At 60.8% G+C, this 26,355-nt stretch carries 25 protein-coding genes; 11 read left to right on the top strand and 14 right to left on the bottom strand.

The annotated features are described in order from the left end of the window. Nucleotides 1-33: 33 nt before the first annotated feature. The 6 genes from hfq to prmA all read right to left on the bottom strand — a co-directional run bounded on the left by hfq (nt 34) and on the right by prmA (nt 5,473). On the bottom strand, nt 34-258 hold the full coding sequence (gene hfq / locus F6V25_RS10370) for an RNA chaperone Hfq (RefSeq protein ID WP_149209068.1): 225 nt from the start codon (nt 256-258) through the stop codon (nt 34-36). Between the two features lie 17 nt (nt 259-275). Further along, complete coding sequence (gene miaA, locus F6V25_RS10365) at nt 276-1,205, bottom strand: tRNA (adenosine(37)-N6)-dimethylallyltransferase MiaA (protein ID WP_151128511.1); 930 nt, start codon at nt 1,203-1,205, stop codon at nt 276-278. Nucleotides 1,206-1,229: 24 nt separating this feature from the next. Further along, nucleotides 1,230-3,071: a DNA mismatch repair endonuclease MutL gene (gene mutL, locus F6V25_RS10360; RefSeq protein ID WP_151128510.1), complete on the bottom strand. Its 1,842-nt coding sequence runs from the start codon at nt 3,069-3,071 to the stop codon at nt 1,230-1,232. Between the two features lie 112 nt (nt 3,072-3,183). After that, nucleotides 3,184-3,768, bottom strand: coding sequence for a hypothetical protein (locus tag F6V25_RS10355; RefSeq protein WP_151128509.1), 585 nt, complete (start codon nt 3,766-3,768; stop codon nt 3,184-3,186). 29 nt (nt 3,769-3,797) lie between these two features. Continuing rightward, nucleotides 3,798-4,544 carry a 16S rRNA (uracil(1498)-N(3))-methyltransferase gene (locus tag F6V25_RS10350; protein WP_191966160.1) on the bottom strand — a complete coding sequence of 249 codons (747 nt, stop codon included), beginning with the start codon at nt 4,542-4,544 and terminating at the stop codon, nt 3,798-3,800. Beyond that, the gene (prmA, locus tag F6V25_RS10345; RefSeq protein ID WP_151128507.1) at nt 4,541-5,473 is read right to left on the bottom strand and encodes a 50S ribosomal protein L11 methyltransferase; all 933 of its coding nucleotides are present in this window, start codon (nt 5,471-5,473) and stop codon (nt 4,541-4,543) included. Before prmA ends, F6V25_RS10350 begins: the two co-directional genes overlap by 4 nt. Nucleotides 5,474-5,682: 209 nt before the next feature. Here prmA and glmU point away from each other — a divergent pair, with 209 nt between their 5' ends. The 4 genes from glmU (at nt 5,683) to F6V25_RS10325 (ending at nt 13,200) form a co-directional block, all read left to right on the top strand. Further along, the gene (gene glmU, locus F6V25_RS10340) at nt 5,683-7,056 is read left to right on the top strand and encodes a bifunctional UDP-N-acetylglucosamine diphosphorylase/glucosamine-1-phosphate N-acetyltransferase GlmU (protein ID WP_151128657.1); all 1,374 of its coding nucleotides are present in this window, start codon (nt 5,683-5,685) and stop codon (nt 7,054-7,056) included. Nucleotides 7,057-7,093: 37 nt separating this feature from the next. Then, nucleotides 7,094-9,211, top strand: a complete 2,118-nt coding sequence (locus F6V25_RS10335) for an EAL domain-containing response regulator (RefSeq protein ID WP_151128506.1) — start codon at nt 7,094-7,096, stop codon at nt 9,209-9,211. 3 nt (nt 9,212-9,214) lie between these two features. Continuing rightward, on the top strand, nt 9,215-12,076 hold the full coding sequence (uvrA, locus tag F6V25_RS10330; RefSeq protein WP_151128505.1) for an excinuclease ABC subunit UvrA: 2,862 nt from the start codon (nt 9,215-9,217) through the stop codon (nt 12,074-12,076). A 191-nt stretch (nt 12,077-12,267) separates the two neighbouring features. Further along, nucleotides 12,268-13,200, top strand: coding sequence for an ROK family protein (locus F6V25_RS10325; protein ID WP_246167022.1), 933 nt, complete (start codon nt 12,268-12,270; stop codon nt 13,198-13,200). 55 nt (nt 13,201-13,255) lie between these two features. On the opposite strand, the gene F6V25_RS10320 is transcribed toward F6V25_RS10325, so the two are convergent. Beyond that, nucleotides 13,256-14,053, bottom strand: coding sequence for a flagellar motor protein MotB (locus F6V25_RS10320; protein WP_151128504.1), 798 nt, complete (start codon nt 14,051-14,053; stop codon nt 13,256-13,258). A 75-nt stretch (nt 14,054-14,128) separates the two neighbouring features. Next, on the bottom strand, nt 14,129-14,704 hold the full coding sequence (locus tag F6V25_RS10315; protein ID WP_151128503.1) for a TetR/AcrR family transcriptional regulator: 576 nt from the start codon (nt 14,702-14,704) through the stop codon (nt 14,129-14,131). 221 nt (nt 14,705-14,925) lie between these two features. On the opposite strand from F6V25_RS10315, the gene msrA reads away from it, so the two are divergent. The 5 genes from msrA to F6V25_RS10290 are packed head-to-tail and all read left to right on the top strand — an operon-like array spanning nt 14,926 to nt 18,806. Continuing rightward, nucleotides 14,926-15,501, top strand: coding sequence for a peptide-methionine (S)-S-oxide reductase MsrA (msrA, locus tag F6V25_RS10310; RefSeq protein WP_246167030.1), 576 nt, complete (start codon nt 14,926-14,928; stop codon nt 15,499-15,501). Between the two features lie 37 nt (nt 15,502-15,538). After that, nucleotides 15,539-16,099: a peptide-methionine (R)-S-oxide reductase MsrB gene (gene msrB / locus F6V25_RS10305; protein ID WP_218043546.1), complete on the top strand. Its 561-nt coding sequence runs from the start codon at nt 15,539-15,541 to the stop codon at nt 16,097-16,099. Further along, nucleotides 16,096-17,655, top strand: coding sequence for a mercuric reductase (locus tag F6V25_RS10300; protein WP_246167021.1), 1,560 nt, complete (start codon nt 16,096-16,098; stop codon nt 17,653-17,655). Before msrB ends, F6V25_RS10300 begins: the two co-directional genes overlap by 4 nt. Continuing rightward, complete coding sequence (locus F6V25_RS10295; protein WP_151128500.1) at nt 17,652-18,077, top strand: thioesterase family protein; 426 nt, start codon at nt 17,652-17,654, stop codon at nt 18,075-18,077. Before F6V25_RS10300 ends, F6V25_RS10295 begins: the two co-directional genes overlap by 4 nt. A gap of 27 nt (nt 18,078-18,104) precedes the next feature. Further along, nucleotides 18,105-18,806, top strand: a complete 702-nt coding sequence (locus F6V25_RS10290; protein ID WP_151128499.1) for a TVP38/TMEM64 family protein — start codon at nt 18,105-18,107, stop codon at nt 18,804-18,806. Between the two features lie 45 nt (nt 18,807-18,851). Here F6V25_RS10290 and F6V25_RS10285 read toward each other — a convergent pair whose 3' ends face one another. Next, a complete protein-coding gene (locus tag F6V25_RS10285; RefSeq protein WP_151128498.1) occupies nt 18,852-19,577 on the bottom strand; it encodes a hypothetical protein in 726 nt (241 codons plus the stop codon). A gap of 302 nt (nt 19,578-19,879) precedes the next feature. On the opposite strand from F6V25_RS10285, the gene F6V25_RS10280 reads away from it, so the two are divergent. Next, on the top strand, nt 19,880-20,314 hold the full coding sequence (locus F6V25_RS10280) for a universal stress protein (protein WP_151128497.1): 435 nt from the start codon (nt 19,880-19,882) through the stop codon (nt 20,312-20,314). Nucleotides 20,315-20,339: 25 nt separating this feature from the next. Here the strand turns inward: F6V25_RS10280 and F6V25_RS10275 are convergent, their stop codons facing one another. The 5 genes from F6V25_RS10275 to F6V25_RS10255 all read right to left on the bottom strand — a co-directional run bounded on the left by F6V25_RS10275 (nt 20,340) and on the right by F6V25_RS10255 (nt 24,279). Beyond that, a complete protein-coding gene (locus F6V25_RS10275) occupies nt 20,340-20,678 on the bottom strand; it encodes a PilZ domain-containing protein (protein ID WP_151128496.1) in 339 nt (112 codons plus the stop codon). 278 nt (nt 20,679-20,956) lie between these two features. Continuing rightward, nucleotides 20,957-21,976 (bottom strand): alpha/beta fold hydrolase, encoded by a 1,020-nt coding sequence (locus tag F6V25_RS10270; protein WP_151128495.1) that lies wholly within the window; start codon nt 21,974-21,976, stop codon nt 20,957-20,959. Between the two features lie 155 nt (nt 21,977-22,131). Then, complete coding sequence (gene pcnB, locus F6V25_RS10265) at nt 22,132-23,502, bottom strand: polynucleotide adenylyltransferase PcnB (RefSeq protein WP_151128494.1); 1,371 nt, start codon at nt 23,500-23,502, stop codon at nt 22,132-22,134. Between the two features lie 148 nt (nt 23,503-23,650). Further along, the gene (gene vapC / locus F6V25_RS10260) at nt 23,651-24,049 is read right to left on the bottom strand and encodes a type II toxin-antitoxin system tRNA(fMet)-specific endonuclease VapC (RefSeq protein ID WP_151128654.1); all 399 of its coding nucleotides are present in this window, start codon (nt 24,047-24,049) and stop codon (nt 23,651-23,653) included. Beyond that, entirely contained in the window at nt 24,049-24,279 is a 231-nt protein-coding gene (locus F6V25_RS10255) for an antitoxin (protein WP_151128493.1), read from the bottom strand. Before F6V25_RS10255 ends, vapC begins: the two co-directional genes overlap by 1 nt. A gap of 564 nt (nt 24,280-24,843) precedes the next feature. Here F6V25_RS10255 and F6V25_RS10250 point away from each other — a divergent pair. After that, a complete protein-coding gene (locus F6V25_RS10250; protein ID WP_191966159.1) occupies nt 24,844-26,217 on the top strand; it encodes an SIR2 family protein in 1,374 nt (457 codons plus the stop codon). The last annotated feature ends 138 nt before the right edge of the window (nt 26,218-26,355 follow it).

Here is a 26,355-nt window from a genome sequence, read left to right as displayed (position 1 = left end):
GGGACGCGGCGCCCCCGGAGACGGTTGAACGGATTATTGGTGCAGCCGGAAAGCGCCGTCAGCCGAGGTTATAGTGGATATGGCATGTTTATAGATAAGGATGTCGCCGTTGTAATCCAGCAGCACGGAGAAGTTGTCGAACGACTTGATGTGGCCTTCCAGCTTATCGCCCGACATCATGGTAACAACCACGCGGACACGCTCCTTACGGGCCTGATTGAGGTACTGGTCCTGAATGTTGAAAGGTGCTTTTGCCATGAGGGGGGTTCCTCCTGTTATTCAAAAAATTCAATAGCATGCTGTAAAATACTAGCAAACTTTCCCGGATATTCAAACCATAATATATCCGGGTCGGCATTGAACCATGTCAATTGGCGTTTGGCATAGCGGCGCGTGTCCCGCTTCATGATCCGCACGGCCTCATCCAGGCCACATTCTCCGGCCAGATACGCGGCCGACTCCTTATAGCCGATGGCCCGCATGGCTTTCAATTGGCGGCCATACCCCTGAGCCAGGAGCCCCTGCACCTCTGCCACTAACCCCGCCGCCAGCATCTGATCAACCCGGGCCTCGATACGTCGATAGAGCTCCTGGCGGTCGATACGGATGCCGATCTGGAGGCTATCGTAACGCAGGGCGCCAAAGGCATGTTCCTGCTGGTGGCGGGAGAGGGGAACGCCGGTCAGGCGGTGCACCTCCAAGGCGCGGATGATGCGCACCAGGTTGTTGGGGTGCATGCGCGCCGCCGACTCCGGGTCCACCTGCCGTAACTTGTCCAGCATGGCCTCGTTGCCCAGCTGCGCGGCCTCTTCCTGCAACGCCTTCCTGACAGCGCCCGCACCGCTGGGGGAATCCACCAGCCCCTTGAGCAGGGCGCGGATGTAGAGCCCGGTGCCGCCGACCACAATGACCCGCTTGCCGCGGCCGGTAATGGCGCGGATGGCCGCATCGGCCGCGTCGGCGAAATCGGCGGCGGAGAAGAGCCGGTCCGGCTCCGCCACGTCGATCAGGTGGTGGGGCACGCCGGCGCGCTGCTCCGGCGGCGGCTTGGCGGTGCCGATGTCCAGGCCGCGATAGACCTGCATGGAGTCGGCGTTGACGATCTCGCCGTCCAGTTCGCGGGCCAGGCGCAGGGCCAGTTCGCTCTTGCCCGAGGCGGTGGGGCCGACGACGACCAGTATCTTGGGCCTGTTGTGAGGATTCATGATTACATACCCGTTGGCAGGGGGTCAGGTCCGCTTGAAGATCTTTTCCAACTCCACCAGGGTGATGGTGTGGGATACGGGCCGGCCGTGGGGACAACTGGCGGCAAAGTCGGTTTCGTCCATGGCCCGCAGCAGCTCAGTGATCTGGCGGTTCTCCAGGGGGTGGAAGCCGCGCACCACCGAATGGCAGGCGATGCGGGCCAGCAGGTCGTCGATGGCGCCGTCGAAGGCGACGCTGGTCCCCAGTGCGGCAAGTTCGGCCAGGATGTCCCGCACCAGCTGCATGCCGTCCCGCTCTGCGGCCAGGCGCGGCAGGGCGGCAACGATAACGGTGGCGCCGCCGAATGGCTCAAGGTCGAAGCCGACCCGGATGAGGTCCTCGCGGAAACGCCCCACCACGGCCGCCTCCCCAAAAGAAAGCTCCAGGGTCTCGGGAAAGAGCAAACGCTGCGACTCCACCCCGCCGGCCCGAAACTGCTGCCGCAGGCGCTGGTAGGCGACCCGTTCGCTGGCGGCGTGCTGGTCGATGATCACCAGTTCGGCGCCCGACTGGCACAGGAGGTACTCCCCGTGGAACTGGCCGATGATCGCCAGTGCGGAAAAATAGCCCATGGATTCCGCTGGTGCGGGCTCCGGGTGAAACGGCTCCGCCGGTTCACGGATCGAAACGGGCCCGCCGGGTGGTACAACGGTAGGGGTCGGTACAGGCCGCGGGCCGGTTTCGAAAACGGAGGCAAGGGGAAAGGACGAACGCGGCGGTTGCTCCACAAACCGCAGGGATGCCTGGGCCGCGGCGGCGATCCGCTCGCGATAGGCCTGACCGGTGGGGGGAGCGGCCTGTGCCGGGGGTGCCGGTTCCTGATGGTGCGCCAGCCAGGGGGAGCGGCGCAGCACCTCCTCCAGAGCAGCCTGGAGGGCGTCGTGTACAACGGATTGGCGGCGGAAGCGCACCTCGTGTTTGGTGGGATGGACGTTGACGTCCACCTCGCCCGGTGGCAGTTCGATGAACAGGGCCAGGATCGGATAGCGACCACGGTCGATCACGCCCCGGTAGGCCTGCATGATGGCGTGCTGTACGACCTTGTCCCGCACGAAACGACCATTGATGTAGGTGAACATGGCCGAGGTGGTGGAGCGAACAGACTGGGGGCCGGAGATGAACCCCGTGACCGTGATGCCCCCCTCGGTGCCGGCGACCTCGTGGAGAGCCGCAGCGGCATCCTTGCCCACGGCCTGGGCGATGCGCCGGCGCAGGTCGCTGCGCTGCACCCGCAGCATCTCCCGGTCGTCGCTGGTCAACCGGAAGGCCACATCGGGACGGGAAACGGCCATGCGGGCTACCGTGTCCCCCACGTGTCCCGTTTCGGTCTCGGCGCTGCGCAGGAACTTGAGGCGTGCCGGGGTGTTGAAGAACAGCTGCTCCACGCTGATGACCGTGCCGGGGGCCATGCCGCAGGCCTTCACGTCCTTGACCCTCCCCCCTTCCACGATGATCTCGGTCCCCTCCAGGCTGCCGGTTTCACGGGTCGCCAGCCGGAAACGGGAGACCGAGGCGATGGAGGGGAGCGCCTCGCCGCGGAACCCCAGGGTCAGGATGCCGTCCAGGTCGCTGTCGGTCCTGATCTTGCTGGTGGCGTGGCGTTCCAGGGAAAGCAGGGCGTCCTCCCGGGACATGCCGTGGCCGTTGTCCGTGATACGGATCAGCCGCCTCCCACCCGCGGCGATCTCCACGGAGATATCGCTTGCGCCGGCATCCAGGGAATTTTCAAGCAACTCCTTGATGACCGAGGCGGGCCGTTCGACTACCTCGCCGGCGGCGATCTTGTTGGTGATGGTTTCGGGAAGGATGGCGATGCGTTGGGACACGTGAAGACTCCGGGGAAGCGTTTTTCACTCGGGATTGCATTACGGATACGTCAAAGCCCGTCCGCCCTGATATGAGGGGGAACGGGCCCTGGGACTGCCGCGGCGTAACGGGCTACTTCTTGGTACCGCCGAACAGGCTGCCGAAGTCATCTTCACGGGGCTTGCTGCCGCCCTTGTCGTCGCTGGCGGAACCAGGCGTGTCGTCCCAGGAAAAATTTTCCAGATCGAACTCGTCGTTCGCGGCAGCGGCAGCGGGCTTGCCTGCCGGCGCGGCAGTGCTCTTGTGCGGGGTCGTCTCCAACAGACTGGAGAAGGCGTCTTCTTCGGCCTTGGCCTGGGCCGACTTCTGTTCCTCGCCGAAGGAGAGGTCGCCGAACCCGGTCCCCAAGGAATCTCCCGGCTCATCGTCGAAGCTGAAGGGGTCATGGACGGCACCGCCCCCCTGGGACGACGCTTCCGGCCCATCATCGCCCAGGTCGAAGGAGAAGATATCGGCGGTCATGTCCGTATCCTCCGCCGAATGATTGTCTGCGTGGGCCTCGCTCGCCATGGCCCGGGCCATCTCCGTCCGGGCCGCGAGGGGCAGCACCATGGCCTTGAGCCCGTAGGTCGCCTTATAGCCGGTGAGATCATTGAGGCACTTGGGGCAATTATCATTGTACTCAAAGCTGTTGTATCCGCACTTGGGGCATTTCATCGGCGGCTCCTTGCGAGCTGTAATTCTCGTTACTGAGTATCCCAAATATACTGTAAAATTGCGGTAATGGCAATAGCGGCGGTTTCGGTCCTCAGAATCCGGTCTCCCAGGGAAACCGGCAGGTACCCCTGCTGGAGAAACTGCTGTACCTCAAGGGGGTCGAAGCCACCCTCCGGCCCCACGGCCACGATGACTGAGGCGGGACAGGCCCGGTCGGCAAGGGCCGCCTTCAGGCCCAGCTTCCGCTCCCCTTCCCACAGCAGCAGGCGGAGTTCCTGGGAGGTGGAGCCGGCCGCCTCGGCCGCCGACGGCGACCAGGAAACGCCCGGAATGGAGCGCCGATTGCACTGGCGGGCCGCCTCGGCCGTTATCCGCTGCCAGCGTTCCAGCTTGGCGGCGAGCTGTTCCTCGCGCACCCGGGCCACGGAACGCCGACCGCCGAACAGGCTGAAATCGTGAGCCCCCAACTCCGTCCCCTTCTGGAGAATCAGATCTATCTTTTCCCCCTTGGGCAGGGCCTGGCAGATGGTGATCCGCGCCCCCCCCTCTCCGGCCGGGGCCGCCTGACGGGGAGCCTCGACCCTGACGGCGACCCACTCCCGGGACACCTGGTCGATAACCCCCTGGTGCTCGTTGCCCGCCTCGTCCACCAGGGTCACGCCCTCACCGGTGCCGAGCCGCAGCACCCGCACCATGTGGTTGAAGAGATCGCCATTAAAGGAAGCATACCCGTCCCGGATATTCCGGGACGATATCATGAAACGCCGCTGACTCATGCCGGTGCGGCATCCTTGCTGTAGAGCATCGCCACCCATTCCCCCTGGTGCGCCGTTTCCCGGTAGACCAGGGGCTGGGCCGCGAACCCGCTACGCACAAAGGCCTCCTTCTCGGCCAGGATACCGGACAGGATCAGCACGCCCCCTTGGGCCAGCCGCTCCGAGAGTTGGGGGGCCAGCCGGACGAGTTCCTCGGCCAGGATATTGGCCAGGATGACGTCGAAGGGGCCAGCCAGGGATTCCAGGGGCGTTGCGCTGCACTCGATCCGCTCCGCCAGGCCGTTGATCGCCATATTTTCCCGCGCCACCTCCACCGCATCCGGGTCGATGTCCACGGCGCAGATGCGGCCCGCGCCCAGGCGTGCTGCGGCCATGGCCAGAATGCCGGAACCGGTCCCCAGGTCCAGCACCGAGGGGGGAGGGGCGGCCGGGCGACCAAGCAGGACCGTTTCCAACTGCTCCAGACAGAGCCTGGTCGTCTCGTGCCCGCCGGTGCCGAAGGCCATGCCCGGGTCCAGACTGAGGACGATATCATCCGGCCCGGCCTCCGCCTCCTCCCAAGACGGCACGATCAAAAGCCGTCGGCCGACACGGAGCGGTTTGAAGTTGACCTTCCAACTCGTGCTCCAATCCTCGCTTTTCACCGTCGTAACGGCAGGCTTCCCGATGGCTGCGCCGGGATTGGCGGCGGCCAGGTCATCCAGAAAGGCCGAGATCTCGGCCAGGCGGGCAGCCATATCGTCGGCGGAGCTAAAGTAGGCCTTGACGGTCATGAGCGGGCTGTGTGCTATTTCTGAAGGGGAGAAGGCATCAACATTCAGGTTTTCGACGCAGACGCCGGCGCCCGAGACGCCGGCAAGGTATTCGGCCAGGATATCGGCAAGTTCGCTGGGCAGCTCGCAGGCCACCTCCAACCAGGTATCGTTCATATACGTCAGGGACTCCTCGATTATTTTCACGTTATTTCGGAAAGTTAGCAGAACAGCCCGTCATTGGCAATAAAAATTAGGCCGCGGTTCCGGACAATTAGACCTCCAGCCGGAGTACACATAGAATACTTGACGGCGTATCCCGCATCACATAAACTGTACGGTCAGGCGTTGCATACCCCTTTCAGAAATCGGGAGCATTAATGCAGATGGATAACGTTGCCGCAATCATCCTTGCCGCAGGTAAGGGAACCCGTATGAAGTCCGGCCTGGTAAAGGTCCTGCACCCGGCGGCCGGGAGGCCGATGATCGACTACCCGGTAACGGCGGCCCGGACTGCGGGCGCGACCCCGGTGGTGCTGGTGGTCGGACACCAGGCCGAGGCGGTGCAGGAGCATTTCCGCGCCGCAGAGGATATCCGCTGCGTGATCCAGAAGGAACAGCTCGGCACCGGCCACGCCGTGGCTTGCACCCGTGAGGCGCTGTCCGGTTTCGACGGCACGATACTGATCCTGTGCGGGGACACCCCCCTGTTGCGGACGGAGACCCTGGAAAAACTGATCGAGTTCCACCGCGCCCAAAGAGCGGCGGTGACGGTCCTGACCGCCACGGTGAATGATCCCTATGGTTACGGCCGGATCGTGCGCGACGACAGCGGAGCGGTGCTGCGCATCGTCGAGCAGAAGGATGCCGCCCCGGAAGAGCAGGCCCTCCGCGAGATCAACAGCGGTATCTACTGCATGGATGCGGCCTTCCTGTTCGAGAACATCGGCCGTATTGGCAGCGACAACGCCCAGCAGGAGTTCTACCTGACCGATCTGGTGGCCATGGCCGTCCGCAAGGGACTGACCTGCCTGGCCCTGTGCTGCGACGATGCCGAGGAAATCATGGGGGTCAATGATCGCAGCCAGTTGGCCGAAGCGGGGCGCATTCTGCGCCGGCGCACCAACCGGGAGCTGATGCTCTCCGGCGTCACCATCATCGATCCCGACCAGACCTACATCGACGATGGTGTCGCCATCGGCGCCGACACCATCGTCCACCCCAACTGCCAGATCAACGGGAGAACGGTCATAGGCTCCGGCTGCGTGATCGAAAACGGCGTCACCATCTCCAACTGCCGTATCGCCGGCAACTGCCATATCAAGGCGGGATCGGTCCTGGAGGATTCGGAACTGCACGAGGCGGTGGCCGTGGGCCCCATGGCGCACCTGCGTCCCGGAACGCTGCTCCACGCCCACGTCAAGATCGGCAATTTCGTGGAGACCAAGAAGATCATCATGGGGGAGGGCTCCAAGGCGTCCCACCTGACCTACCTGGGTGATGCCGAGATCGGCCGCGACGTCAATATCGGCTGCGGCACCATCACCTGCAACTACGACGGGGTCAACAAGCACCGCACGGTCATCGGGGACCAGGTGTTCATCGGCAGCGATGTCCAGCTCGTGGCCCCGGTCACCGTCGGGCGCAACTCCCTGGTGGCGGCCGGGACGACCGTCACCATCGACGTGCCGCCCGACTCGCTGGCGATCTCCCGCGTACCGCAGGTGAACAAGGAAGGCTGGCGGCTGAAGAAAAAATAGTCCCCACAGGGTTCCACGGGTGACGAAGAGAGAGCGCATGACGGGATCGCCTTACACTATAAAGGCCGGAAGCACCGTCCTCATCATTGAGGACGACATCGCTTTTGCCGAACTGACATCGGGCACCCTCCAGGAGCACGGTTTCAAGGCCATTGGGGCGACCAGCGGCCAGGAGGCCATGGAACTGCTCTCCGCCACGATCCCTTCCCTGATCATCCTCGACTATTCCCTCCCCGACATGACCGGTATCGCCATCCTGGAGCAAATCGCCGACCGCGGGCTTTCCGTCCCGTTCATCATGGTGACCGGCCGGGACGACGCCTTGCTGGCGGTTCAGATGATGAAGACCGGCGCCTGCGACTACCTGTTGAAAGACACCAGTTTTCTGGACCGCCTGCCGGCGGCGGTCCTGCGAACCCTCCATGACGCCGAAACCCGCGAACGGCTGCGCCGCGCCGAAGAGTCCCTGCGCCAGAGCGAGACCCGCTTGGCGCGAGCCCAGAAGATCGCCCGCATGGGAAGTTGGGAATGGAATCCCCTGACCGGGGACACCTACTGGTCCGACGAGTTGTACCGCATCTTCGGGTTCACCCCCGGCGAGCCCCACCAGGTGGAGATGGAGTGGTTCATCAACCTCATCAACGAGGCGGACCGGCCGGCCTTCAAGAAGGCCATCACCAACGCCGCCCGGCAGTGTCAGTCGTTCAGCCTGATCTACCGCATCAAATCGTGCAACGGCGACGAACTGGTCGTCAACAGCCAGGCAGAGGTGGAATGCGACAGCGAAGGCAAGGCCCAGCTCGTCTCCGGTACGACCCTCGACATCACGGCCCGTATCAGGGCCGAGAACGAAATCCAGCAACTGATCAACTACGACCCCCTGACCAGCCTTCCCAACCGCACCCTGCTCAACGACCGCCTCAGGCACGCCATTGCCCAGGCGTTGCGGGACCGCCAGATGGTCGGCGTGCTGTTCCTGGACCTGGACCGCTTCAAGGGGATCAACGAGACCCTCGGCCACCGGGCCGGCGACAAGCTGCTCAAGACCATCGCCAAACGTCTCAAGGCCTGCGTCCGGGAAACCGATACCCTGGCCCGCATCGGCGGCGACGAATTCGCCGTCGTCCTCATGGGCGTATCCAACGAAGAGGTCATCACCGCCATTACCAAGAAGATCCTGGGGCTGATCTCCGAGCCGATCTACATCAACGGCCATGAGATCTACACCACCGGCAGCATCGGCATCGCCGTCTACCCCATGGACGGGGAGGACGGCCCCACCCTGCTCAAGCATGCCGACCAGGCCATGTACCAGGCCAAGGAGCGGGACGGCAACAACTTCCAGTTTTTCTCCAGCGAGATGAACATCAAGGTGCTGGAGCGGATGATGCTGGAAAACTCCATGCGCAAAGCCCTGGAGCGCGAGGACTTTTTCCTGCTGTACCAGCCCCAGGTGGATACCCGCACCGGGGAGATCAAGGGGCTGGAGGCGCTCCTGCGCTGGCGGCACCCCGACATGGGGGTGATCGTCCCGGACAAGTTCATCTATCTGGCCGAGGAGACCGGCCTTATCATACCCATCGGGGAATGGGTCCTGCGGACCGCCTGCTTCCAGGCCAAGGCCTGGCAGCAGCAGGGGTTTGCGCCGATGCGCATGGCGGTCAACCTGTCGGCCAAGCAGTTCGGCCAGAAGAATCTGGACGAGACAATCGCCGCCATCCTGCTGGAAAGCGGACTCGACGCCGACCGGCTGGAACTGGAGATCACCGAAAGTACCATCATGAAGAACCCGGACAGCAACACCCGCATGCTGCAGAAGCTCAAGGACATGGGCATCAGCTTGGCCATCGACGATTTCGGCACCGGCTACTCGTCCCTCTCCTACCTGAAGCACTTCCCCATCAACCGGCTCAAGATCGACCGCATGTTCGTGCGGGACATCGCCAACAACCCGGACGACGCCGCCATCGTGGAGATCATCATCTCCATGGCCCACACTCTCAAACTCAGCGTCACTGCGGAGGGGGTGGAAACGCGCCCCCTGATGGAGTTCCTTGCTTCCCGCAACTGCGTCGAGATGCAGGGCTACCTGTTCTCCCGGCCGGTCACGGCCGAAGAGATCACCACTATCCTCGGAAACGGACTGAAATACTGACCCATGGCACACTCCAGCATAATCGTCAAAGGCGCCTGCGAGCACAACCTCAAATGTATCGATGTTGAAATCCCGCGGGACCAGTTAGTCGTCATCACCGGCATCTCCGGCTCGGGCAAATCCACCCTGGCCTTCGACACCATCTACGCCGAGGGGCAACGCCGCTACGTGGAATCCCTCTCGGCCTACGCCCGCCAGTTCCTGGAACAGATGGAAAAACCGGACGTGGAGTCCATCGAGGGGCTCTCCCCGGCCATCTCCATCGAACAGAAGACCACGAGCAAGAACCCCCGTTCCACCGTGGGAACGGTCACGGAGATCTACGACTACCTGCGCCTGCTGTTCGCCCGGGTCGGCCATCCCCATTGCACCTCCTGCGGCAAGGAGATCACCTCCCAGACCGTCTCCCAGATGGTGGACCAGATCATGGCGCTCCCCGCCGGTGCCAAGTTGACCCTGCTGGCTCCCATGATCCGGGGCCGCAAGGGTGAGTACAAGAAGGAGCTCAACCAGTTGCGCAAGGAGGGCTTCACCCGGGTCGTCATCGACGGAACCTTGCGGGAGTTGGCCGACGAGATCGAACTGGACAAGAAGAAAAAGCACGACATCGACATCGTCATCGACCGCATCGTGGTCAAGGAGGGGATCCAGCGCCGTCTCGCCGACTCTCTGGAGACCGCCCTGCACCATGCCGAAGGTGTGGTGAAGGTGGAGACCGTCCTGCCGGCTACGGATGTACCGGACGAGGACGGCGGCAAAAGGCCTCCCAAGCCGGTCACCCACATCTTCTCCGAAAAGCTGGCCTGTGTGGATTGCGGCATATCCTACCAAGAGGTCACGCCGCGGCTTTTTTCCTTCAACAACCCCCACGGCGCCTGCCCGGACTGCACCGGCCTGGGCACCCGCATGTACTTCGACGCCGAGCTGGTGATTCCCAACCCGGAATTGTCCCTACGGGAAGGGGCCATCGCCCCTTGGGAAAAACGGCTCTCGGGCTGGTTCCACCTGATCCTGGAGGCGTTGGCCAAGGCCTACAAATTCGACATCCGCACCCCCTTCAAGGATCTGCCCGAGCAGGTTCGGGACGTGATCCTGAGCGGTTCCGGGGGCAAGAAGATCGAGTTCTGGTGGGAAGAGGACGGCGGACGGCGCCATACCTACCAGAAGGAGTTCGAGGGGGTGCTGAACAATCTGGAACGGCGCTGGCGCGAGACCGAATCGGACGCATCCCGGGAAGAGATGGAAAAGTACATGAACGTCATGCCGTGCCCCACCTGCCAGGGGGCGCGCCTGCGCCCCGAGGCGCTGCACGTGCTGGTGGGGGGGCGCACCATCCGCGACGTCACCGCCTTCTCCATTCGGGACTGCCTGGCCTTCTTCGATAGTTTGGAACTCACCGACAAGGAGAAGGAGATCGCCCGGCGCATCCTCAAGGAGATCCGCGAGCGCCTTTCGTTCCTGGTGAACGTGGGGCTGGACTATCTCTCCCTGGACCGCACCTCCGGCACCCTCTCCGGCGGCGAAGGGCAGCGCATCCGCCTGGCCACCCAGATCGGCTCGTCCCTGGTGGGGGTGCTCTACATCCTGGACGAGCCCTCCATCGGCCTGCACCAGCGGGACAACGCACGACTGCTGGACACCCTCAAGCATCTGCGCGACCTGGGCAACACCGTCCTGGTGGTGGAGCACGACGAAGAGACTATCCTAGAGGCCGACCATCTGATCGACATGGGGCCGGGGGCCGGGGTCCACGGCGGCGAGGTGGTGGCCCAAGGCACACCGGCCGAGGTCATGAAGGACCCGAAGTCCCTGACCGGCAGATACCTGTCCGGTGAGTTGTCCATCCCGGTGCCGAAGAAACGCCGCAAGGGGACCAAGCATCTCAAGATCATCGGCGCCTCCGAGAACAACCTGAAGAACGTGGACGTGGAGATTCCCCTGGGCATCATGACCTGCGTGACCGGCGTCTCGGGCTCGGGAAAATCGACCCTGGTGATCGACACCCTGTACAAGGTGCTGAGCCAGCGGCTCTACCGCAGCCGGGAGAAGGCCGGCGCCGTGAAGGACATCCGCGGCCTGGAACACCTGGACAAGGTCATCAACATCGACCAGTCCCCCATCGGCCGCACCCCGCGCAGCAACCCGGCCACCTACACCGGCGTGTTCGGCGATATCCGCGACCTGTTCTCCAACCTGCCCGAATCCAAGCTGCGCGGCTACAAGCCGGGGCGCTACTCCTTCAACGTCAAGGGGGGGCGCTGTGAGGCCTGCTCCGGGGACGGCATCATCAAGATCGAGATGCACTTCCTGCCGGACGTGTACGTGGAGTGCGAGGTCTGCAAAGGGGCGCGCTACAACCGGGAGACCCTGGAGGTGCTCTACAAGGGCAAATCCATCGCCGAGGTGCTGGACATGACCGTTTCCCAGACCTTGGAGTTCATGGGGGCCATCCCGCGCATCAAGAACAAGCTCAAGACCTTGGAAGAAGTAGGCCTGGGCTACATCAAGCTGGGGCAGTCGGCCACCACCCTCTCGGGGGGCGAGGCCCAGCGGGTCAAGCTGGCCAAGGAGCTTTCCCGCCGCGCCACTGGCCGCACCATCTACATCCTGGACGAGCCGACCACCGGTCTGCACTTCGAGGATATCCGCAAGCTCCTGGAGGTGATCCAGCGCCTGGTGGATACCGGCAACACCATCGTCATCATCGAGCACAACCTGGACGTGATCAAGACCGCCGACCACATTATCGACCTGGGCCCCGAGGGGGGCGACCGGGGGGGCGAGATCATCGCCAGCGGCACCCCGGAACAGGTGGCCAAGGTCACCAAGTCCTACACCGGCCAGTACCTGCGCAAGATGCTGTAGCAGGTTGTTGAAAAACAGCCATCTCGCCGCTGTCCTCGAAAGCTCCTTTGTGCGGCGTAGCGCTGCTACGCCTCCGCGGGGCTTTTTGCGGGTGCGACGATCTGACTATTTTTGAACAACCTGAATTTTTCAATGCTAACCGTTGCGGCGTCGTTCACCGTTTATCTTGTACATAGTTGGCGTCAACATCCATGACAAATAACCACACCATGATGACCTCTGCCTCTGAACAGACACCCTTTCGTATCGGCATCGACCTGGGAGGCACCAAGACCGAGGCGCTGCTCCTTGCCCCCGACGGTACGGTCCTGTTCCGGGAGCGCCGGGCCACGCCCCTTGACCGGGGCTATCCCGCCGTAGTGGCAACCGTGACCACGGCCATCCGGGAAGCCATGGCCCTTGTTCCGGCCGGGGCGCCCTGCACCGTGGGGATCGGCATCCCCGGCTCCAGCGACGAGCGGACCGGGCTGGTGCGCAACGCCAACTCCACCTGTCTCATCGGCAAGCCCTTGCAGGGAGACCTGGAACGGCAACTGGGCCGGGCCGTGGCCCTGTGCAACGATGCCGACTGTTTCACCCTGGCCGAGTGCCGTCAGGGGGCGGGGCAAGGATACGGGCTGGTATTCGGGGTGATCATGGGGACCGGCTGCGGGGGCGGGATTTGCATCGACGGACGGGTACGCCAGGGGCCGCACCGCATCGCCGGGGAATGGGGGCACCTGTCGGTGGACCCGGCCGGGGCGGCGTGCTACTGCGGCAACCGGGGGTGCGTGGAAACGAAGATCAGCGGCTCTGGGGTCGAAGCGGCCTTTGCACGGGAGTACGGCGAACGCTTGACCATGGAGCGGATCGTGGCAGGCGCCCGGGAGGGGGAGCCGCGTTGTTGTGCAGCCTTTGAGCGTTTTCTGGACGACTTCGGCCGTTGCCTGGGGGGACTGATCTCGATCCTCGACCCGGACGCCGTGGTTCTGGGGGGCGGCTTGTCCAACATCGTCGAGCTCTACACCACCGGCATCGAACGGGTACGACGCTCCGCCTTCCACGACGACCTGGCCACCCCGATCCTGAAGAACCGCCTGGGCGACTCGGCCGGAGTCTTCGGCGCCGCCTGGATCGGAATCTGAGCTTACACCGGATAAAACCTCTGAAACGGCCTTTATCCGCCTCAGGTTACGGCGGCTACCGACTCGAACCGTTTCCCGGTTCACCCGCCTCGCCCCCGGACGACAGCATCACGATATCGACTCGCCGGTTTTTGGCCCGGCCTTCCGCAGCCCCATTGTCGGCCACGGAACGGTATTCGCCGTACCCCGCCGCCGACATCGCGGCCGGATCGAAGCCGTAGGAATCGACCAACTTCTGGAGAACATTGGTGGCGCGCATCGTTGAAAGCTCCCAATTGGAACGGAACTGGCCGGTGTGGATCGGTACGTTATCCGTATGTCCCTCGATCCGATAGGGGTTGGCATAATGGGACAGGGATTGGGCGATCACGCTGAAAAGCTCCTCAGATCCCGCCTTGATCCGGGCGCTGCCCGAATCGAAGAACCCCGCCTCCTTGAGACTTACCACCAGCCCCCGGCGGGTGATATCGATGCTCACCTTCCCCCTATTGCCGCTCTTCGTCAGGTAGGCATCCAGGGATGCCTTGATCGTTCCAAAATCCTTCTCCATCGCATAGGCGCGCTGCTTCCCCTGGGCTTGGCGCTGCTGCACCGGCAAGCTTTGGGGTTTGATGCTCGGAACGATGCTGATATTCCCAGACTCGATCACCACCGGCTTTGCCCCGAGGGACGCCTTGGAATACCCGAAGGACTCCCGCAGCGACTCCGCCACCTCTTCAACCTTCTTCTTATCGGCCAGGGACATGGCGTACAGGACCACGAAGACCGCTAAGAGCAGCGTCAGCAGATCGCCGTATGAGACCAGCCAGCGTTCATGATTCGGGTGCTTTTCCGGTTCCCGCTTTAATGCCATGACAAAAATTCCTCGCAGCGTGATTAGGAGTGAACGTTCACTCCTAATTGTGGTAAAAAAATAAGTACTCTATTACTACTGCCGGATCGCATCCCAACAGGTGGTGACCACCGTTTCGATAAGTTGGTCGTCCAAAGGGACAAAGCCCAGGAGATGCTCCCGTGCAACGGTGAATAACGGCCCGAACAACAGGGAAAAGAGCATCATCAGGGGAAGATTCTTTACAACCTGCTGTGCCGTTCCGTCCTGAAAGAGGACCATAAAGACATCGCGATACTCTGTGCGCTCCAAAAGCCGTTCCCTGCGGAATGCGCCACCGTAGGGCGAGATGTGGAACTGTTCGAAATAATGGAATTCCGCCGGATTGCGTATGAAGTAGGAGAGCACTCCGACTCCGAGATGGAGGAAGCGCTCCCTGACGGGACGTTCGGACCGGTACCCCTCCAGGATATGAGCCATGAGCCGTTCTTCGATCTCCAGGTAAATCTCGTTGATCAGGACATCCTTGTTCGCAAAATAGCGGTAGATGGTCCCGGCCCCCACATTGGCCCTGGCTGCGATCGCGGCTATGGGGGCGTCATGGAAACCAAACTCGGCGATGAGTTCCATCGTCGCACGCACTATCTCGTCACGCTTTTCCGATTTTGCCATGGGGTGCCTTTTTACGGAATGAATGTTCCGTTTTCAGTTAATTACAATTAACCGACACTGTCAAGGCGTTTTTATCTGCCAATAAACATATACCGTGTCCACGGAACAGGATAAAAGAGGTATAATTACACTTAAGAAATCAGCAACCGAATCCGGAGAAAGGACCTGGACAGATGAAACGACCATTACAATTGGCACTGATCGGGCTCGTGCTGGCCTTCATGCTCATCCCGGCCTCTGGTGGGGCGGCGGGCGCAGCCCCGGCCCAAGAGAAGGCCACCTTTGCCGGCGGCTGTTTCTGGTGCATGGAACACCCCTTCGACGAACTGCCCGGGGTGATCTCGGTCACCTCCGGCTACACCGGCGGCCAGACCAGGAACCCGACCTACGAGGAGGTCTCCGCCGGCGGCACTGGCCACGCCGAATCGGTACAGATCGTCTACGACCCGGCCAGGATCGGCTACGACAGGCTGCTCACGGTCTACTGGCACAATATCGACCCCACCGTGAAGGACCGCCAGTTCTGCGACAGCGGACACCAGTACCGCAGCGCCATCTTCTACCACAACGAGCAGCAGCGCCGCCTGGCCCAGCAGTCGAAGGATGCACTGGCAAGGAGCAAGCCCTTCCGGGAGGCGATCGTGACCGAGATCACCCCGGCCGGTCCCTTCTATCCGGCGGAGGGGTACCACCAGCACTACTACAAAAAGAATCCGATCCGATACAAATTCTATCGCACCAGTTGCGGCCGCGACAAACGGCTCAAAGAGTTGTGGGGCGGCTCGGCGGGACATTGAGCATGCCACCTCGCCCCCACAGCACGGGAGGTAACCCATGAAACGGCATTACATTCTTCTGGCCGCCATCGCCATCTTCTCGATGGTCGGCGCATGCAGCAACGGCGGCGGCGCGCCGGCGGCCACGACAACCGCCACAACGACCGCGGCCGGGACCTCCCGGGTCCGCCTCTACTCCGTGGCCCAGAAAGGCTATATCATGAGCGACAAGGTCATCAAGAGCGAGGCCGAGTGGCGCAGGCTCCTCACCCCGGAGCAGTACCACGTCACCCGGGAACAGGGGACCGAGCGGGCCTACACCGGCATCACCTGGAACAACCACGAGAAGGGGATTTACCGCTGCATCTGCTGCGGCAACGACCTCTACAGCTCGGACACCAAGTATGAATCCGGCACCGGCTGGCCCAGCTTCTGGGAACCGGTCGCTCCGGAAAACGTGACCCTGCGGCCGGACAACGGCCTCTTCACGAAACGCACCGAGGTGGTATGCAGCCGCTGTGGGGCGCACCTGGGGCATGTCTTCGACGACGGCCCAAAACCGACCGGCCTGCGCTACTGCATGAATTCGGCAGCCATGCAGTTTGTCAAAACGCCGTGAGCGAAGGGGCGGTCATAGCGCCCGACACCCCGGAGAACCGGGAGCTGCGGGAGAATGTCCACCCCAGTGACTGGGTCAATCCCCAGCCGGGGGGATGCTACAACCTGGTGGTGATCGGCGCCGGGACCGCAGGCTTGGTCTGCGCTGCCGGGGCGGCCGGTCTGGGCGCCAGGGTGGCCTTGGTGGAGCGGCACCTGATGGGAGGCGATTGCCTCAACTACGGTTGCGTCCCGTCCAAGGGGCTTATCCGCGCTGCGCGGGCTCTGTTCGACGCGCGCAACGGAGCTCGGTTCGGCATCAGGGGGGGCGCGGAGATCGGCTTTGACTTCGGAGCAGCCATGGAGCGGATGCGGCGACTGCGCAGCTCCTTGAGCCGACACGATTCGGCCCGACGGTTCCGCGATGAGTTGGGGGTTGACGTCTTCATAGGCGAGGCCCGCTTCGTCGCCCGGGACCGAGTGACGGTAGGAGGGCAGGAACTCTTGTTCAAGAAGGCCGCCATCTGCACCGGCGGGCGGGCGGCCGCGCCGCCGATCCCGGGGCTGGCCGAGGTCGGGTATCTGACCAACGAAACCGTGTTCTCCCTGACCGAACTGCCCCCTCGCCTGGCGGTGATCGGCGCCGGTCCCATCGGCTGTGAACTGGCCCAGACCTTCTCCCGCTTCGGTAGCCGGGTGACCTTGATCGAAACGGCCCCCCGGATCATGGGACGCGAGGACCGGGACGCGGCCGAAGTCCTACAGAACGTTCTGATGCGCGGGGGGCTTGACCTGCTGACGGGAACAACGGTCCTGGCCGTGGAACGGCGGGGCAGCGATAAGGTCCTGCGTCTGGAACGGGACGGCACAGAAATAGAGGTGGTGGCGGATGCGATCCTGGTGGGGGCCGGTCGCGCCCCTAACGTGGAGGGGCTGGGGCTGGAGGCGGCCGGCGTCGTCTACGGGCCGGGGGGTGTAGTGATCAGCGACACCTTGCAAACCTCCAATCCCCGCATCTATGCCGCCGGCGACTGCTGTTTTCCCTTCAAGTTCACCCACACCGCCGATGCCCTGGCCCGCATCCTGATCGCCAACGCCCTCTTCATGGGGCGACAGAAAGCATCCAGTCTGGTCGTCCCGTGGTGCACCTACACCGACCCGGAGATCGCCCACGTGGGGTTGTATGAACGGGACGCGCGGGAGCGGGGCATCCCGGTCTCTACCCTGACCGTGCCCCTGACAGAGGTGGACCGGGCCGTGCTGGACGGCGATACGGAGGGTTTCGCCCGGGTCCACCTGCGCACCGGCTCGGACAGGATCATCGGCGCCACCATCGTGGCCCGTCACGCCGGGGAGATGATCAACGAATTCTCCCTGGCCATCACCAGCGGCCTCGGCCTGGGGGCCATCGCCCGGACCATCCACCCCTACCCGACCCAGGCCGAGGCGATCAAAAAGCTGGCCGACACCCATAACCGCACCCGCCTGACGCCGTTCCTCAAGAGGGTGCTCGGCGCCTGGCTGCGCTGGCAGCGGAGCGGGAGTTGCTACGCTATCAAAAGAGGTGAGAAACCATGAAAACAACACTTACGGCGGGACTGGAACACACCTTCAGCTATCGCGTGCCGCGGGAGAAGACCGTCCCTTTCCTGTACCCCGAGTCGGACCTGTTCCGTGAAATGCCCGAGGTCTTTGCCACCGGCTTCATGGTCGGCTTCATGGAATGGGCCTGCATGGAGGCCCTGCGTCCCTATCTGGACGAAGGGGAGCGGACCCTGGGCACCATGATCAACATCACCCACCAGGCGGCCACTCCTCCCGGCATGGAGGTGACGGCGCGGGTCCGCTGTATCGAGGTGGACGGGAAACGCACGGTGTGGGAGATCGAGGCCCGTGACGAGGCGGATGTCATCGGCACGGGGACCCATGAGCGCGTAACCGTCAATCTGGACAAATTCAGCGCCCGGGTGGCGGCAAAAGGCAAGGCGGCAAAGGGCTGAAAAGTGGCTGTCGAGGGAGTGCCTGGTATGTCGTGGAAAAAAGCCCTGATCGCCCTGTCCGGCTGTCTGGCGGTGGGGGCGTTCCTCTGGTTCGACCTGGGACGCTTCCTGACCCTGGAGGCCCTCAAGGCCAACCGCCAGAGCCTGATAGCATACCATGCCTCCCATAGGGCCCTCATGGTAGCAGGCTTCATGGCCGTCTACATTATCCAGACCGCCCTCTCCCTCCCCGGCGCAGCCGTCCTTTCCCTGGCTGCCGGCGCCATCTTCGGCTCGCTCATGGGAACGGTCTACGCAAATAGTGCCGCCACCATCGGCGCCACCCTGGCCTTCCTGGTGACCCGCTATCTGCTGCGCGATGCGATCCAGAACCGGTTCGGCACAAGGCTGGAAACCATGAACCGGGAGTTGGAGACCCGCGGCTTCAACTACCTGCTCTTTCTGCGGCTGGTGCCGCTGTTTCCCTTTTTCCTGATCAACCTGGCGGCCGGCCTGACCCGTCTGCCGCTGCGCACCTTTGTGCTCGGCACCATGATCGGCATCATCCCCGGCGGCTTCGTCTATGTCAATGCCGGGGCCAGCCTGGCCGGCATCACCTCGCTCTCCGGCATCGCCTCACCGCGGGTGCTGGGCTCGTTCGCCCTCCTGGGCCTGTTCGCGCTCCTGCCGGTGCTGTACAACCGACTGAAGGCGGGTAGCCCCCCTCCGAGTCCTCCCCCTAAAAGCTAACCATCTTATTTTTATTGCATTTTTATTTTCGGCGCCGGCACGTCATCACTTCCGGTCGGCATTCTCGATGACTACACCGGAGAACCCCTCAAGAGGCTGCCGGGGATTCCCAAGAACGGCACTCACCGGCTCCTTGGACGAGTCCTGCTGCCAGCCGGGCACGACCGGGGTTGCCCTCACGGGGGTAACAAACTCCTTGCTATGGATTTCATTCCCCGCGGCGTCGACAACGACAACACGGTACCGAAGCGCTGTGGCACCCGGCTCGAGGGCAGGCAGGGTTGCGCTATAGGTGAACTGGCTTCCCGGCACCTTTGCCATCGGCACCGAGGCGTCGCCCCCCTTTTCCCCGGCGCGGAAGCGGCACCGAACTGACTGCACCCCGTCCAGGCTGACCACGGACTTAACGGTGGTCCGTTTGCCCGGCACCACGTAGCTGTACGGTTCATGGCTGATGTTGACGCTGTCTACTGTTTCCGGGGCCGTTGCCTCGTTCTGGGCCACTGGCAACGCAGGGATGGGCGGGGCGGGAGTGCCTGCCGGTTCCGACACCTTACGGGGCGCCGTATGGGTTCGCTTCTTTTCCGCGCGTTTCCTGGTTTCCGCTTTCTTCGGTTTCTTCTTCTCCACCTTCTTAAGCTCGCTCAGGGGGATCTCGTAGACGTTGCCCCCGGCAGCGGAAGATGCCGCCGACAGATCGAGAACCGGCTGAACCAGCATGGATGCCACCACGAGGGGGACGGCAATCCGCCACCTTGAAAACATACTCATACGCCACCTCTTTCTGCTTTGCTGCAAAACAAAGCCAGAATAGCTCAAACAGCGGCAATTCTAAAAACAAAAAATTTTAAAAAATACCGTATGCGGCCAAACGACCACCGGTTCCCCGAACAAGCCGGATAACGACGAACGACAGCCGCGGTTGCACTTGACAATAATTATCACGAGAAGCATGCTGCGTTGTGTTGCAATTCTCTGCACCGGCAGACCTGCACAGCCGGCTTTCATGGCTCGTTCATGGCGGCGGGCGGGCGCTTCAGCCTGCATGGTTCACGCAAGAAAAGGAGACCATCATGCACAAAAAGATCCTGCTCGCTTATGACGGCACCGAGGAAGGCCGGGTGGCGCTCCTCGAATGCGCAGACATTGCCCACCTGCTCCGTGCGGAGACCCACCTGCTGGCGGTCATGCGCATGCCGTCGGGCGTCTTTCTCGCCGAGGGTTTTGTGCCGGAGACGGTTATGGAGCAGGAACAGCGGCACATCCAGAGCACCATCGACGATGGGGTCGCTCTGTTACGCGAGGGTGGGGGTAGCGCTTACGGCCATTTGGCTTACGGGGAGCCGGTTGAAGAAATCTGCCGCCTGGCGGCCGAACTGGAGGTGGACCTGATCGTGCTGGGGCACCGGAAGCAGACATCCTTTGCCTCCCGTTGGTGGAAAGGGTCGGTAGGCGTATCGCTTCTGGAACGGGCTCCGTGCAGTATCCTGGTGGCGGTCGGCGACTAGTGTGCCGTACGTTTTGGCGGCGGGGCTACTCGTTTTCCGCCAGAAGGGTGCGCAACTGGTCCTGCTGATGGGGGTCGAAGACATACATACCCATGGATATGCTGCCGTCAGGATTATAGGAGGAATAGATACACCGGCAGCTAACCCGCAGGCGCGAGGCGTGAAAGACAACCTCGACGGTTTCGGTCTTTCGGGGGATTGTCAGGGGGACGGGGGTCGGGGGGATGGCGAGCTTCATACCCTGACAGCTGATGTCCATCAACTGTGATGTAATCTCGAACCTGTCGGGCAATACGAGCAGGACCGTGGACAGGGAGTCAGGTAACTGGTCGGAGCGGTGGCGGGGGACAAGTCGGGTTTCCATAGTGTATCCGCGGCATTTCCCTTACGGCAAAAGTAGCTGCCGGTTCCCATCGGCAGGTGACAATGCAAGCATGGGGCAACAATGGGATGTCGGCTCGCACGATATTTCAAGTGGTTATCGCACAGCCGGGCTCATTCGGCAATACTAAAATGTGCTTCCCGCCCATTATACCCATGAAATAGCCTTATTTTCCCGATCCGATCGGTCAGGGCATCAACCTCAAATCAAATCAAATCAGATCAGAGCCGAAGCTGCGAACTGCCGGCTACCACCGATAATCAGTTGTTTGCTCTCCCGAGCTCATCGAGCAAGGCCTTATGAAACATTGCCGGGGCTTCGATCTGCGGCGCATGCCCGAAACCGGGGAACTCGATTAAACGGCCGTGGGGAATCGTCTTGATGACTTCCTTGCCCAGCAGCTTGTAGCGGCCGACCTTTGCCTTAACCTCCGGTGGGGCGATATCACTGCCGATGGCGGTGGTGTCGGCATCGCCGAGCATCAGGGTGGTAGGCACCTTCAACAGGGGAAACTCATACACCACCGGCTGGGTAAAAATCATGTCGTAGATGAGCGCCGAATTCCAGGCGACCACTTTGTGCCCCGGCCCCAGGTTGAGCCCTGCCAGCATATCCACCCAGCGGTTGTAGTCCGCCTTCCAGCGCCCGCCGTAATAGACCGACTTCTCGTACTGGCGCACCCCCTCGGCCGAAAGTTTCAGCTCCCGCTCATACCATTGGTCCACGGTCCGGCTCGGCACGCCCAATGCCTTCCAGTCTTCCAACCCGATGGGGTTGACCATGACCAGCTTCTCGACAGCCTCCGGGTACATCAAGGCAAAGCGGGTCGCCAGCATCCCCCCGGTCGAGTGCCCGACCAATGTGGAACGGGACACTCCCAACTGCTTGAGCAATGCCTTGGTGTTGGCGGCAAGCTGCTGGAAGCTGTACTGGTAATACGCCGGCTTGGTCGAGGTGCAGAAGCCGATCTGGTCGGGAGCGACGACCCGGTATCCCGCGTCGGCCAGGACAGAGATCGTGGCCTCCCATGTGGCACCGCAAAAATTCTTCCCGTGCATCAACACAACCGTGTGCCCGTTGGGCCTGCCCGTGGGCTTTACATCCATGTACCCCATCTGGAGGTCGCGCCCCTGTGAGGTAAACCGGAAATGCTCTACCGCATAGGGATAGGGAAATCCTTCAAGCTCAACGCCATAACCAACCGCAGTGCCTGCTGCACAGGCGGTGCCGGCAGCGGCGAGCAACAGAGCCGCCAGGGATAGGCACATTAAATGTCGCATGATAATTCCTTTGTAACATCCGGTACGTGGTGATAGTCAACCTGCGGGAAAAGGGCCCAAACAATTGACCTGTTATTGAGAAATTTTCGACGGCAACATTGCTCCTGAACCGGCATCGAACTTCTCATGGAGATCCTGCTTCGACTCCGCTGTAATTATACCCCTTCCGTCCTGCTTTTCGCCTTTGGATTCCGCCGGCGGCGTCTCTTTCTCTTCCGTTGCGGCGCCCCGGCCTCTTCGGTGAGTCCGGAAGGAAGCGGCACCGGCGCCTGCTGCCGTGCCTGAGCCGCCCACCAGTCGAGTTGTTTGACGACATCCTGGTTGTCGCCGCAGGTCGCCCGGCAATATTCGACGATGTCATTGAAATCGGGACGGGCGATGAACGACTCCGGTCGGCGGCCGGGGATTTTTTTCAGGCGCATCTGCTGGCTGATGATGTCGCGGAGCGCGAGCTCGACGCGGTTCGAGATCATAATGATCGGGCAGGTTTCACCCATGAACTCCGCAACTGCGGCGTTAACGCTCTGCTGCCAGGGCGCACCCTGTTGGCGGAAATGCGCCGCCTTCCCATCAATGTACTCACCGAAAAGAAGTGCCAGGAGGAGCGGCGGGGAGACCTTGCCCCCCTGCTGGATACGGGAATCGACGTAGCTGAGCATTTCCCCGAACCGGGCGTGGGGAAAGCCTTCGCTTTCGGCGTCGAGCCAGTTCGAAAAATTCGGGAAAAGCGCTGCAAAGAGCCCGGTCTGGCGGAGGAGTTCGTAGCACCTTGCCCCCTCACCCGAGAGGAAAAGCTTGAGTATCTCCTCGTAGAGACGCGGCGGCGCCGCCCTGACAATGGTATCGGTGGCGACGACCAGCGCTTTCCGGGTCTTTTCCTCGATGGTGAAGGCGAGCTGGGCGGCAAACCGCACCGCCCGCAGCATCCGTACCGGGTCTTCCTGGAAGCGGACGGCGGGATCGCCGATGGTGCGGATGATGCCGGCGTTGAGGTCGGCGAGGCCTCCCGTGTAGTCAATGATCGAGAAATCGGCGATATTGTAGGAAAGCGCGTTAATGGTGAAGTCACGGCGGAGGGCATCCTCTTCGGGGGTGCCGTAGACGTTGTCCCGCAGGATCATGCCATCGTCGTCCTTCAGCATCCGCGGATGCCGTTGCCGATGGTCCGGCTCGTTTGTTTCTTTCGGCTCGGGCTCCGGCTCGTTCGAAGCCTGGGACCGAAAGGTCGCCACCTCGATAATCTCATCCTGGAAGTGGATGTGCGCAAGCCGAAAACGCCGCCCGACAAGACGACAGTTGCGGAATATCCGCTTCACCTCGGCAGGGGTGGCGTTGGTTACCACATCGAAGTCCTTCGGTTCCCGTCCGAGCAGGAGGTCGCGCACACAGCCGCCGACGAGATAGCCGAAAAAACCGTTATCTCTCAAGCGGTAGAGGGTGCGCAGGGCGTTCGGGCTCATGAGTTTGCGGGAGACCCCATGTTCCTGCCGGGCGATGATCACCGAGCAGCTTTTTTCCTTTTTCATCCTGTTACCGCCATCCTTCTGCAAATGTGGTCATGACGTTCTCCCCGGGAACCGGTCCGTTCTTGTGGGGAGAAGGTCAATAAAATGGGCCGCAAACATGCGCGACCCATTTCACGAGAGAACTTGATTTCAGGCAGGTTACATCCCGTTATACCCAATTAGCCGTTTTCAGGCTTTTGATCCGGTCGAATTCCCGCAGGTTGTTGGACACAAGTGTGGCGCCGCAGCTTGTGGCGTGGGCCGCGATGAGCATATCCATCGCTCCTACGAGGGTACCAGCCTTCTCGAGGGACACCCGGATCGCTCCATAGTGATCGGCAGCCGCTTCATCCCACGGCACCACAATCAACCTGGCCGCAAAATCGTCGATCTCGTGGCGGATAACAACGCCCTTTGGGTGCCGGGCCGCGCCGTAGTACAGCTCAGCGAGGACGATTGAGGATATGCAGATGTTTTCGGGGCCGACCTCTTCAAACTTCTGCCTGACCGCCGCAGGACGTTTTTTGAGGATGTAGCTGCATATGTTGGTATCGAGCATATACCGCATCAAAACAGCTCCCTTGCTTCAGGCGGCACATCTTTCCGGTCGGCAAGAAAGTCAGCCGGCACCTTGGACGGCCGAGCAAAGAAGTCGTCCCAACTCTCGGGCTTGGGCCTGAGTACGATGGCGTCCCCCTGGCGCTCGATAAATACCTCAGAAGTGGAAAAACGGAATTCTGCGGGGAGGCGTACTGCCTGGCTCCGGCCGTTTTGGAATATTTTAGCGACTCTATTCATAAAGCCCCCTTGATATATACCAATGATATATCACATACGTTGTTTGTTCAAACTATTTTTTCACTTTTTCGTCTCGTGTTGAAGCCGCTACGCGGCATGGTGTCCTGGCAGGGAAAGGCGCGAAGAGTGTCAACTTTGACATTTAAACCTTCAAGTCGGTTTTATCGTCAACACCGGCCAAATGTTCAAGAGTCAAAGTTGACCCTAAAGATTTTCCTAAAGATTTTCTGTGCGTGCTGTCTTGGGGCATTTCAAGCTCGTATACCGGCATATCTTCTGAAGTATCACTTGCCGATAAAGTCAGATTTCCATATAGTTGATCAAATTTGATTCGGAGATTTACCCGCAGGCTAGATGCACCTTAAAATGTCAATACGATTGGACTCCTTGGAAAAAGTGATCTCGGTAACCTCCCATGGTGGGACAATGCCAAAGGCCATACCAAACAGAGATTCAGTTTGCATCAATCAGTAAACCTCCGGGTAATGGAATGAGGGCAAATTATACGATTGCCCATTCAAAGCGATGAAGAGCCATCAAAAAGCGGCCTTTACTGGAGTTACCATGAAAAATGCAATTCTGAGACGCTTAAAAAAAACGGATCATTTGCCAATGCTGTTTGTCGGTTCCGGCATGTCAATCCGCTATCTCGGCCTCGAAAACTGGAAAGGTTTGCTGCGTAAGTTTGCCCGACTGGCGATGGACAATGACTACGCCTACGAAATGTACGAGCAGCAGGCAAAAGGGCTGGAATGTCGGGAAGGTCTGTTGCCGAAAGTCGCGGAACTGATCGAACGTGACTTTAACCTGCGTTGGTTCAAGGACGATCAGTTTATGGATATCCGGGAGCAGTCTAAGGATGAGATAAACCGCTCCGTTTCACCATTCAAAATCGAGATCGCTCGGCATATGCGCCAAAAAAGCAGGGAGCATAATGCAGAGTATACTTCCGAAATCGAGCTATTCAAACAGCTTGAAATGCGAAGCATCGGCGGGGTGTTGACGACCAATTATGACAGTTTCATTGAGGACCTTTTTACCAGTTACACGAAATACATCGGCCAGGAGGAACTGCTCTTTTCCACCCTGCAAGGCATTTCCGAAATCTATAAAATTCATGGTTGCTGTACGAAGCCGGAATCCATCGTTATCAATGAAGCGGACTATGCCAATTTCACTGAAAAGAACGCCTATCTGGCCGCAAAAATTCTGACTATTTTCCTCGAGCACCCCATCGTATTCATCGGTTATTCCATCAACGACCCCAACATTGAAAACATCCTGAAATCAATTGTCAAATGTCTCTCAGTCGAAAATCTCGACAAGATCAAAGAACGCCTCATGTTTGTTGAACGGGCAAAAGGAGGGATGCCGGAGGAAGTCTCAACCTACAGCAAATCTTTTGAAGGTGGCAAATCCATTGACATGACGCGTATCCGCATCAAGAATTATGAGGTTTTGTATCAAGCATTACTGGAAAACCAGGCAAAATACAACGCGCCGATGCTACGACGCCTAAAGCAGGATATTTACGAGCTGGTGTTGACGAACAAACCGACCGGCAAGATCAGGACGGTTAATCTGGAAGATGAAAAACTGGAAGATGTCGAGGTGGTTATTGGTGTTGGCGTAATCGCCGATTTCGGTCAGAAGGGGTATGCAGGTCTAGCTGCAGAGGAACTATATTCTGATATAGTTCTCGATAATCGTGATTTTGATGTTGATGGTATCATTCATTTGGCGTTACCAACCATGTTGGCTCACAACAGCAACAGGTTGCCAATTTACAAATACCTTTCCAGGTATGCGGGAGAACTGCCGGAAAAAGTACAGGATGCGATAAACGATAAAACCAATTATGACGACCTGCTTTCCAATACAATCAAGAAAAATCGTGAAAGGCACCCATGCCATCACGACACGATTGCATCACTCTGACCTTATCCCCTGAAACTGTTCCATTGCAAACTTAGTGATTTCGGTCTAGAAACTCCAAAAGGAGACTAGACATGAAGCCGAGACGTTTCACCGAAGAGCAGATCATTGGCATCCTGAAACAGGCACAAGCCGGTATGA

The sequence above is a fragment of the Oryzomonas japonica genome (assembly GCF_008802365.1).
GTDB lineage: Bacteria > Desulfobacterota > Desulfuromonadia > Geobacterales > Pseudopelobacteraceae > Oryzomonas > Oryzomonas japonica.
This window is presented reverse-complemented; position numbering and strand designations above follow the sequence as displayed.

Bases quoted from the DNA above. Each gene is read 5' to 3' on its own strand.
- miaA (WP_151128511.1), bottom strand. From the start codon at position 1,205: ATGAATCCTCACAACAGGCCCAAGATACTGGTCGTCGTCGGCCCCACC.
- msrA (WP_246167030.1), top strand. From the start codon at position 14,926: ATGCTCATCCCGGCCTCTGGTGGGGCGGCGGGCGCAGCCCCGGCCCAA.
- vapC (WP_151128654.1), bottom strand. From the start codon at position 24,049: ATGCGGTATATGCTCGATACCAACATATGCAGCTACATCCTCAAAAAA.
- hfq (WP_149209068.1), bottom strand. From the start codon at position 258: ATGGCAAAAGCACCTTTCAACATTCAGGACCAGTACCTCAATCAGGCC.
- prmA (WP_151128507.1), bottom strand. From the start codon at position 5,473: ATGAACGATACCTGGTTGGAGGTGGCCTGCGAGCTGCCCAGCGAACTT.
- F6V25_RS10325 (WP_246167022.1), top strand. From the start codon at position 12,268: ATGACAAATAACCACACCATGATGACCTCTGCCTCTGAACAGACACCC.
- pcnB (WP_151128494.1), bottom strand. From the start codon at position 23,502: ATGAAAAAGGAAAAAAGCTGCTCGGTGATCATCGCCCGGCAGGAACAT.
- F6V25_RS10250 (WP_191966159.1), top strand. From the start codon at position 24,844: ATGAAAAATGCAATTCTGAGACGCTTAAAAAAAACGGATCATTTGCCA.
- F6V25_RS10350 (WP_191966160.1), bottom strand. From the start codon at position 4,544: ATGAGTCAGCGGCGTTTCATGATATCGTCCCGGAATATCCGGGACGGG.
- glmU (WP_151128657.1), top strand. From the start codon at position 5,683: ATGGATAACGTTGCCGCAATCATCCTTGCCGCAGGTAAGGGAACCCGT.
- uvrA (WP_151128505.1), top strand. From the start codon at position 9,215: ATGGCACACTCCAGCATAATCGTCAAAGGCGCCTGCGAGCACAACCTC.
- F6V25_RS10255 (WP_151128493.1), bottom strand. From the start codon at position 24,279: ATGAATAGAGTCGCTAAAATATTCCAAAACGGCCGGAGCCAGGCAGTA.
- F6V25_RS10290 (WP_151128499.1), top strand. From the start codon at position 18,105: ATGTCGTGGAAAAAAGCCCTGATCGCCCTGTCCGGCTGTCTGGCGGTG.
- F6V25_RS10280 (WP_151128497.1), top strand. From the start codon at position 19,880: ATGCACAAAAAGATCCTGCTCGCTTATGACGGCACCGAGGAAGGCCGG.
- F6V25_RS10275 (WP_151128496.1), bottom strand. From the start codon at position 20,678: ATGGAAACCCGACTTGTCCCCCGCCACCGCTCCGACCAGTTACCTGAC.
- F6V25_RS10335 (WP_151128506.1), top strand. From the start codon at position 7,094: ATGACGGGATCGCCTTACACTATAAAGGCCGGAAGCACCGTCCTCATC.
- F6V25_RS10355 (WP_151128509.1), bottom strand. From the start codon at position 3,768: ATGAAATGCCCCAAGTGCGGATACAACAGCTTTGAGTACAATGATAAT.
- msrB (WP_218043546.1), top strand. From the start codon at position 15,539: ATGAAACGGCATTACATTCTTCTGGCCGCCATCGCCATCTTCTCGATG.
- F6V25_RS10270 (WP_151128495.1), bottom strand. From the start codon at position 21,976: ATGCGACATTTAATGTGCCTATCCCTGGCGGCTCTGTTGCTCGCCGCT.
- F6V25_RS10315 (WP_151128503.1), bottom strand. From the start codon at position 14,704: ATGGCAAAATCGGAAAAGCGTGACGAGATAGTGCGTGCGACGATGGAA.
- F6V25_RS10320 (WP_151128504.1), bottom strand. From the start codon at position 14,053: ATGGCATTAAAGCGGGAACCGGAAAAGCACCCGAATCATGAACGCTGG.
- F6V25_RS10295 (WP_151128500.1), top strand. From the start codon at position 17,652: ATGAAAACAACACTTACGGCGGGACTGGAACACACCTTCAGCTATCGC.
- F6V25_RS10285 (WP_151128498.1), bottom strand. From the start codon at position 19,577: ATGAGTATGTTTTCAAGGTGGCGGATTGCCGTCCCCCTCGTGGTGGCA.